At 70.2% G+C, this 8,513-nt stretch carries 5 protein-coding genes and 1 pseudogene; 5 read left to right on the top strand and 1 reads right to left on the bottom strand.

All coding sequences use genetic code 11. From position 1 onward, the window contains the following. The first annotated feature begins 67 nt into the window (after window positions 1-67). Complete coding sequence (istA, locus tag M3Q23_13765) at window positions 68-1,564, top strand: IS21 family transposase (GenBank protein ID MDP9343125.1); 1,497 nt, start codon at window positions 68-70, stop codon at window positions 1,562-1,564. A gap of 756 nt (window positions 1,565-2,320) precedes the next feature. On the opposite strand, the pseudogene istB reads toward istA, so the two are convergent. Further along, window positions 2,321-2,941: pseudogene (istB, locus tag M3Q23_13760) on the bottom strand (IS21-like element helper ATPase IstB). Between the two features lie 737 nt (window positions 2,942-3,678). On the opposite strand from istB, the gene M3Q23_13755 reads away from it, so the two are divergent. The 4 genes from M3Q23_13755 to M3Q23_13740 all read left to right on the top strand — a co-directional run bounded on the left by M3Q23_13755 (window position 3,679) and on the right by M3Q23_13740 (window position 8,397). Then, window positions 3,679-4,215: a PadR family transcriptional regulator gene (locus tag M3Q23_13755; GenBank protein MDP9343124.1), complete on the top strand. Its 537-nt coding sequence runs from the start codon at window positions 3,679-3,681 to the stop codon at window positions 4,213-4,215. Next, window positions 4,212-4,916, top strand: coding sequence for an ABC transporter ATP-binding protein (locus M3Q23_13750; protein MDP9343123.1), 705 nt, complete (start codon window positions 4,212-4,214; stop codon window positions 4,914-4,916). The genes M3Q23_13755 and M3Q23_13750 overlap by 4 nt, the downstream gene beginning before the upstream one ends. Beyond that, complete coding sequence (locus M3Q23_13745; GenBank protein ID MDP9343122.1) at window positions 4,913-6,949, top strand: hypothetical protein; 2,037 nt, start codon at window positions 4,913-4,915, stop codon at window positions 6,947-6,949. Before M3Q23_13750 ends, M3Q23_13745 begins: the two co-directional genes overlap by 4 nt. 305 nt (window positions 6,950-7,254) lie before the next feature. Beyond that, window positions 7,255-8,397 (top strand): hypothetical protein, encoded by a 1,143-nt coding sequence (locus M3Q23_13740; GenBank protein MDP9343121.1) that lies wholly within the window; start codon window positions 7,255-7,257, stop codon window positions 8,395-8,397. Window positions 8,398-8,513: the final 116 nt, after the last annotated feature.

Below are 8,513 nucleotides of genomic sequence, written 5' to 3'. Positions count from 1 at the left end.
CATCCCCGTTCTGCCCGGGCTCGCCCCGAGGCTTCCCAGAAGGGAAGCCGGCAGGAGGGGAGAAGGAGTGCACACCGACATGCAGAAGTGGACCGAGATCCGGCGAAGGGTGCTCGTGGAGGGCGCCTCGAAGCGTTCGGCCTGCAGGGACTACGGCATCGCCCACAAGACCCTGCAGAAGATCCTCGCCAACACCGAGCCACCGGGGTACCGGAGCAGCGCTCCTCGCCCCAGGACCAAGCTCGGTCCCTACCTGGGGGTGATCGAGGAGATCCTGGCCTCCGACCGGGAGGCGCCCCCCAAGCAGCGCCACACGGCCAAGCGCATCTTCTGCCGCCTCCGGGACGAGTACGGCTACTCGGGTGGCATCACCCAGGTCAAGGAGGCCGTGGCCCGACACCGCCGCCACGGGAAGGAGGTGTTCGTCCCCCTGTCGCACCCACCCGGTGAGGCCCAGTTCGACTTCGGCCAGGCCACCATCCAGATCGCCGGGGTCCGGCGCAAGGCGGCGTTCGCGGTGATGAGCCTCCCCTACTCGGACGCCTTCCACGTCTCCGCCTACCCCCGGGAGTGCACCGAGACCTTCCAGGCCGCCCACGTGGCCGCCTTCCGCTTCTTCGGGGGAGTGCCGACCCGGACCTCCTACGACAACACCACGATCGCGGTGCGCAAGGTGATCGGCCGGGAGCGCGCCCTGACCCGGGAGTTCCTGCGCCTGCAGAGCCACTTCCTGTTCGCTCATCGGTTCTGCCGGGTCGGCCGGGGCAACGAGAAGGGCCACGTGGAGTCCCTCGTCGGGTACGGCAGGCGCAACTTCATGGTGCCCGTCCCCTCCTGCTCCTCGTTCGCCGAGCTGAACGCTCGCCTGGAGGCGTCGTGCAGGGCAGATCTCGACCGGCGGGTGAGGGGCAAGCTCGTGACGAAGGCCGAGCTGCTGGAGCTCGACCGGGCGGCGATGCTCCCGCTGCCCGCTTCGGCGTTCGAGGCGCGCCGGGTGGTCCATGCCCGGGCGAACTCGCTCTCCCTGGTGCGCTTCGACCGCAACGACTACTCGGTCCCCACGGCGTTCGCCCACCACGAGCTCACCGTCATCGGCGGCATCGAGCGGATCCGGATCGCCTGCGGCACCCGGCTCTTGGCGACCCACCCCAGGTGCTGGGAGAAGGAGGAGACCACCTTCGATCCCCCCCACTACCTGGCACTTCTCGAGCGAAAGCCCGGAGCCCTCGACGTGGCCAGGCCCCTGGAGCGATGGGAACTCCCCGGCTGCTTCGCCCTGCTGCGACGGCGCCTGGAGGCCGACCTCTCGCACCTGGGCACCCGGGAGTTCATCAAGGTGCTGCGCCTTCTGGAACGCGCGTCCGTGGCCGAGCTCGCCGGCGCGGTCCAGGCCGCCCTTGCGATCGACGCCACGAGCTCGGACGCCATCGCCCTGATCCTTCACCATCGCCAGGAGCGCCCAGTCGCCCTGTTCTCCCTCGACGGGCACCCGCACCTGCGCCCGTACCGGATCGATCCGCCCGACCTCTCGGCTTACGCCTCCCTGAACGGAGCATCGGCGTGAAGGCCCTGCAGTCGAAGTCCATGGTCCTGCTGCACCATCACCTGAAGGCGCTCCGGCTGCACGCTCTCGAGCAGCGCACCTGGCGCGAAACGGAAGGAGACCTCCGTAAGCTACTTCGGGCCGCCATGGAACGCGCGACGGTCGCGCCTCAAGAGGGGAAGCCGAAGGTCTTGGACCCGGCGGGGGTCGGGATCACGTTCAGTTGGGTAATCTCTGGACTGTACCCCCCCGATTCCCGGAGGGCCCCGGTGGAAGCTCCCGGGCCCTCCCCTATTCCGGGCCTGAACGACGAGGGTCGTGGGTCGACTAGATTCCTCACGTCCGTTCACTTACCGACTTGCGGTATCGGTGGGGACGTGGCAGTCGGAGGGGCCTGTTCGCCTCATCTATGACCCCGACCGGTCAATGGATCCCAGCGCCTGAGGGCATCGGCTTCAGAGGTAGCTCCCTACACCCCTGCCAGGCGCTCCAGCTCCTCATCGAATCGCAGCCAATCGCGGAGAGCTGACGGCGCTCACCGAAATTCCCCAGAGGTGCTCATCGAAATTCCCCACCCCTGAGCCCTGCGCAGCTTACCGGTCTGGCCTGATGATCACCTCCTCGGATCCGGGCGGCGAGGGAGAGCCCTGGAACGCGTCGTCTGTGTTCCGGGCTCGGGGCCGAGCAACGAGGCCACAGGAGGGCCGTAGAGCCGTTTTCCGAGACGGGTTGGTGTCATCCCCCCGCCGTCCACGAGATGGGCCGCGACCGATCCGCTCATCCGGACGCCTCCGTGGACGCCCCCATCCCTGCCCGAAGCTGCGCCAGGCGCTCCCGGTGGGCCCGCATCCGGTACGAGTCCCCGTTGATGGCGAGCAGGGTGGCCCGGAACAGGAAGCGGTCCAGGATCGCCGCGGCCATCATGGAGTCGGAGAAGATCTCCCCCCACGACGCGATGCTCCGGTTGCTGGTGACAATGATCGAGCCCGCCTCCGCCCTGCGGGACACCACCTGGAAGATGGCGGCGGCACCCTCGGCCGGCAGGGGCAGGTACCCGAGCTCGTCGCAGATCAGGAGCTGGGGCCCGGCGAAAAAGCGCATGGTGGTGGCCCACCGTCCCTCGATGGCCGCCTTGTGGCACCGGGCCACCAGGTCGGCGGCGGTGGTGTAGTACACCCGGTACCCGGCCTCCACCGCCCGGTACCCCAGGATCAGGGCCAGCATGGTCTTGCCCACGCCCGGCGGCCCGACCATCAGCACATTGGCCCGCTCCTCCACGAACCGCAGGGTGGCGAGCTCCTCCACCAGGGCCCGGTCCAGGTCGGGCTGGGCGTCGAAGTCGAAGTCCTCCAGGCGTTTCACCACCGGGAAGTGGGCGAAGCGCAGCCGCCCGGCCACGTGAAGAGCATGACCGGATCGACCGTGAGCTCGAAGAGTCTCAGCGAATCCTGGCCACATCCGAAGCGATCTTCGGGCGAATCGACGACACGCTGACCAAGACGCTCATGCTCCTCGGGAAGGTCGACGAGGTCTACCGGCAGGGGGGCCCGCCCTACACATCCCGTTCGAGCCGGAGGCCGCGAACCTGTTCTTCCAGCTGGTGTCCTCCCGCTGGTGGAACTGCGGCACCTACCCGCCGACCTGCACCCGAAACACGGCCATGGCCAGCGGGGACACCGACACCATCACCTTGGTGGTGCACGTGGCGAGCGGGTGCTCCAGGCCTACGTCGCTCACTACGTAGAGGAGAGGCCGCATCGGGGACTGGGCTTGGCGATCCCAGCCGGCCGGCGAACATCACCGGCCCGGCGGAGCGCTCGAGCGCCGGTCGAGCGAAAGGACCTGCTCGGTGGGCTGATTCACGAGTATCGCTGGGCGGCGTGATGCGATTAGGGTTTCTGAACCCTTCACGGTGCTACCGGGTCGTGATGCCTCTCCCCGGCCGCCGGGATGGCCCCCGGGACGACTCAAACCGGGGGAGGGTGGCGGAGGAAGCGAGGACGGCGGTGTCGAAAGCTATCGGCCGGCCCCGATCGACCGTCGACTGGGTCATGCGGAGCTTCCACGCGGTGGCTGGCTGCAAGAGCCCGCCCCGTACTGGTGCTATCTATCCACCGGGTGTATAGTCGCGACCGATGTCGCTCGGACATGCGTTCCTGGGGCTGCTCGAGGACCGCCCCCGCCACGGCTACGAGCTGAAGCACCTGTACGACGGCCGGTTCGGGCCTTCGCAGCCCATCAAGTTCGGCCAGGTCTATGCGACCCTGTCGCGACTCCGACGGGACGGCCTCGTAGACATCGACTCTGTGGAGGCCGGCGGGGGGCCGGACCGGAAGGTGTACGTGATCACGCCGGCCGGAGTGACCGACCTGGAACAATGGCTCCGCGAGCCTGAGCCGCCCTCGGGGTTCGGCCGCAAGGCCCTGTTCACCAAGGTCGTCCTGGCGCTGATGTCGGGGCGGTCCGCCGCGGAGGTGCTCGACGCCCAGCGGGCGACCCATCTGGCGCGGATGCGGGAGCTGACCGAGCGCAAGCGGGCCGGCGATCTGACCGAGGCGATGGCGTGCGACTTCGAGCTGTTCCACCTGGAGGCCGACCTCCGGTGGATCGAGCTGGCCGGCAGGCGCGTCGAACGCCTCCGCGGCGAACTGTCCCGGGAGGTGAGTCCGTGACCGGGCCAGGGCGGCAGGGCGTGCAGGGGCCGCTCCTGGTAGCCGACGGGGTGGCGAAGCGGTTCGGGCAGACCGTGGCCCTGGACGGGCTGTCGATCGAGGTCCGGGGCGGCGAGGTCGTGGCCGTCGTGGGGCCGAGTGGCTCCGGCAAGTCCACGCTCCTGCTGTGCCTCGCCGGGATCATCCGGCCGGATGAGGGAGAGATCCGCTACCGGGGCCGAGCCCTCGGATCGCTGTCCGACACCGTTCTCACGCGGCTCCGGCGGGACGAGTTCGGGTTCGTGTTCCAGTTCGGGCAGCTCGTCCCTGATCTCACCGCTGTCGAGAACGTGTCCCTCCCCCTTCGCCTGGCCGGCCTTCGCCGCCGCGACGCGGAGGCCCGATCCCGGGCCTGGCTGGAGCGCCTGGACGTCGCGGCCCAGGCCGGGAAGCGGGTCGGGGAGATGTCCGGCGGGGAGAACCAGCGGGTGGCCGTGGCCCGGTCCCTCGCCACCGGCCCCCGGGTGGTCTTCGCGGACGAGCCCACGGGGTCCCTCGACTCGTTGAACGGGGAGGTCGTCATGGAGCTGCTGGTCTCCGCGGCCCGGGACCAGGGGACGACGGTCGTGCTCGTCACGCACGAGGCCCGGGTGGCCGCCTATGCCGACCGCGAGGTGGTGCTCCGGGACGGGCGGGTGGCCGAGGTCCCGGTGCTCAGGTGAAGGTTCTGCGGTTCGCGGGCCTCGGGATCAAGGTGGCCGCATCGGGAGGTCGGGCCAGCGTGGTACGGCTTGCCCTCATGGCCGGCGGCGTCGGTGCCGGGGTGGCGCTCCTGCTCGGAGCGGCGGCGGTGGGACATGCGATCCAGGCCCGAGGAGACCGGGAGGTGGCCAGGGTTGCGAACACCTACCTCCAGCCCCACCAGAGGCCGCCCGCGGACGCCACCCTCGAGTGGCAGCTCGCGAGCGAGTTCGAGGGTCGCGACGTCCTGCTCATCGCGGTGCAGCGGATCGGCCGGGGCCCGATTCCCCCCGGACTGCCCCGGGTTCCCTCCCCCGGCGAGGCGTTCGTTTCCCCGGCCCTGCGAGCCATGCTGCAGGGACGCGACGGCTCGCTCCTCGCCGCCCGGGTGCCAGGGCGAATCTCCGGGCCGCTCGGGCCCGCCGGCCTGCTCGATCCGGCGGAGGCGGTGGGCTACGTGGGTGCCCCGGCCTGGCTCCGGAGCCATCCCACCGATGCGGTGGTGATCGCGGCGAGGCCCCGGGACGTGGTGAGCGGGCAGGTGAGCGAGGCCCCGCTCGTGATGCTCTCCGTCGCCGCGCTCGCCATTCTGTTTCCCATCGCCCTGTTCGTGCTGACCGCGACCAAGCTGTCGGCCGCGACCCGGGAGACGCGCCTGGCCGCCATCCGACTGGCCGGCGCCACGGGCGCCCAGGTCCGGGCCCTGGCCGCGATCGAGACCGCGCTCGTCGCGGTGCTCGGCTGTGTCGGCGGCGGAGGGATCTTCCTCCTCGCCCGGCGAGGCGCCGCGGGACTGCCGGCGGTCCGGTCCCGGTGGTTCCCCTCCGACCTGTCCGTGCCCGTCCTGGCGGGGGCGGCCGTGTTCGTGGCCGTGCCGCTGTTCGCGTTCGCCGTCTCCTCGCTCGGGATGCGCCGCCTGGTCGTGACGCCGCTCGGCATCGTGCGCCGGGCCCGTCGTCGCAGGCGGGGCGCCCACTGGCCGGCCGTCGCCGGGCTCGGGTTCCTCGTCCTGGGGATCGCGGCGGCCTGGCGTGACCACGTGACGGCGATGGCGAGCCCGTTGCCCGGCGTGATCGTTCTGGGCGGCCTTGGCCTGGTCCTGGTGGGGCTGGCGGGGACGGCGCCGTGGCTCGGGTGGCAGGCGGGGCGGATGGTCGCGAGCCGGGCCCCCAGCCCCTCGACGCTCCTCGGGGCCCGGCGCCTGGAGGCGGACCCCACGTCCACCGGGCGGGTGGTGATGGGCATCGCCGTCCTCGTTGTCCTCCTCGGGGTGGGCCAGGCGGCCGTCCTCGCGGATGCCCGGGACTCGGCGGGGCTGGGCGAGGGATACCTCGCCCCGTGGGTATCGCACCTTCCCGCCACCACGATCATCGCGAACGACTATCACGGCGATCGCCGGGCGGTCTTTGAGCACCTGAGCGGGATCCCCGGTGTGCGCACCGTGAGCCTCACCAACAGGACCACGAACGGAGGCACGAGCCTTCGCGACAGCGTGGCGATCATCTCGAACGGCGGAGAGGAGGCAACGCTCGAGCGGGTCCGCAACGCGCTCGCGTGGAGGGCCTACCAGGTGACGACGGCCGGAGCCCTCCGTCACACCGTGTCGAGCTCGTCTCGGGAGGAGGTCGTCCTGGTTCGGGCGGCGGAGGCCGTGGCCATCTTGATGCTGATGGTGACGGGGGCGAGCCTGCTTGTGAGCACGGTCGACGGCATGATGGAGCGCCGCCGGCCGATCGCCGTGCTGTCGGCGCTCGGGGTCCCGGCAGGCGTAATTCGCCGATCCGTCATGCTGCAGATCGTGCTGCCGCTCTGCATCGCCCTGGCGCTGGGCGTCGCGGTGGCTCTCGCCGTCACCGTGCTGGTGTTCCGGATACTCAAGGAACCGCTGCTGCTCCCTCTTGGGCCCCTGGCCCTGACGGCCGCCGCCGTAGGGGGCGCGGTCCTGATCGTCACCGCATCCGCGCTCCCGTGGGTCCGAGTCACCCGTCGTCCTGAGCTCCTCAGGACGGAGTGATAGTCAAACCGACACGTCACATAGTGGCGCCGTGCCGTTGCTTTAGGTCGCTCGACGTTCGCGCTCTTCAGAGCATCGGTGCCCCCGGGGGGCCCTAGACCAGACCTGCGCTTCGTCGTTCGCCGTCTCCTCGGAGCCGGACGTCGTCCAGCGGACGAAATGGACATCGAGCTCCTGGTGCTCAGGCACGAGGTGAAGGTGCTGCAGCGGCAGGCGAAGCGCCCTCGGTTGCACCCGTGGGGTCCAGAAACTCGATCGTGGGCCGAGACCAGCAGTGGCGGTCCGGTCTGCGACAATGCCCCGCCGTGATCAGCTCCCTCTTCTATCTCCTCCTGCTCCGGGTCCTCCGCCTGGTCCATTCGGACGACCGCACAGCGGCCGAGGCGGAGATCGAGATCGCCGTGCTGCGACACCAGGTCCCTCACCCGACGGTCGAGGTCGGCCCGGCAGGAGGCCTCCAGCGAGGCGTTCAGCTCGGCGAAGGAGGCGAAGGCCGGGACGGGCACCATGAAGTTGCGCCTGCCGTACCCGACGAGGGACTCCACGTGGCCCTTCTCGTTGCCCCGGCCGACCCGGCAGAACCGATGAGCGAACAGGAAGTGGCTCTCGAGGCGGAGGAACTCCCGGGTGAGGGCCCGCTCTCGGCCGATCACCTTGCGGACCGCGATCGTGGTGTTGTCGTAGGAGGTCCGGGTCGGCACCCCCCCGAAGAACGAGAACGCGGACACGTGGGCGGCCTGGAAGGTCTCGGTGCACTCCCTGGGGTAGGCCGAGACGTGGAAGGCGTCCGAGTACGGCAGGCTCATCACCGCGAACGCGGCCTTGCAGCGAACCCCGGCGATCTCGACAGTCGCGTAGCCGAAGTCGAACTGGGCCTCGCCCGGTGGGTGCGACAGGGGGACGAAGACCTCTTGGTGATGGCGCCGGTGCCGGGCGACGGCCTCCTTCACCTGGGTGATGCCGCCTGGGTAGCCGTACTCGTCCCGGAGGCGCTCGAAGATCCTCTTCGCCGTGTGGTGCTGCTTGGGGGGCGCCTCCCGGTCGGAGGCCAGGATCTGCTCGATCACCGGAAGGTACGGGCCGAGCTTGGCCCTGGGGCGAGGAGCGCTCGTCCGGTAGCCCGGAGGCTCCGTGTTCGCGAGGATCTTCTCGAGGGTTCTCCAGCCGATGCCGTACTCGCGACAGGCCGAACGCTTCGAGGTGCCCTCGACGAGGACCCTGCGCCGGATCTCGGTCCACATCTGCATGTCCGTGTGCACTCCTTCTCCCGTCTGCCGGCTTCCCTTCCGGGAAGCCTCGGGGCGAGCCCGAGCAGAACGGGGATGTCGGGGTGCTGTCGTTTTCGACCGGCGTTTGTCAGGCCGCGGGTGCTGTCGTTTTCGACCGGCGTTTACACTCCTCGGAGAGGGCTTCCTCGGCCACGCGGCGCACATATCCGGCTCTCCTGACGCATCCGTGGGTTCATCGGGCAGCTCCCCGTCCGGGTAGGGGCGGGCAGTAGCCGCCTCGGTCGAGCAGTGCGAGGGCGACGAGATGCTCAGGCTTCTTGAACCCGAAGGCCATG

This window comes from Actinomycetota bacterium (assembly GCA_030774015.1).
GTDB lineage: Bacteria > Actinomycetota > UBA4738 > UBA4738 > JACQTL01 > JALYLZ01.
This window is presented reverse-complemented; position numbering and strand designations above follow the sequence as displayed.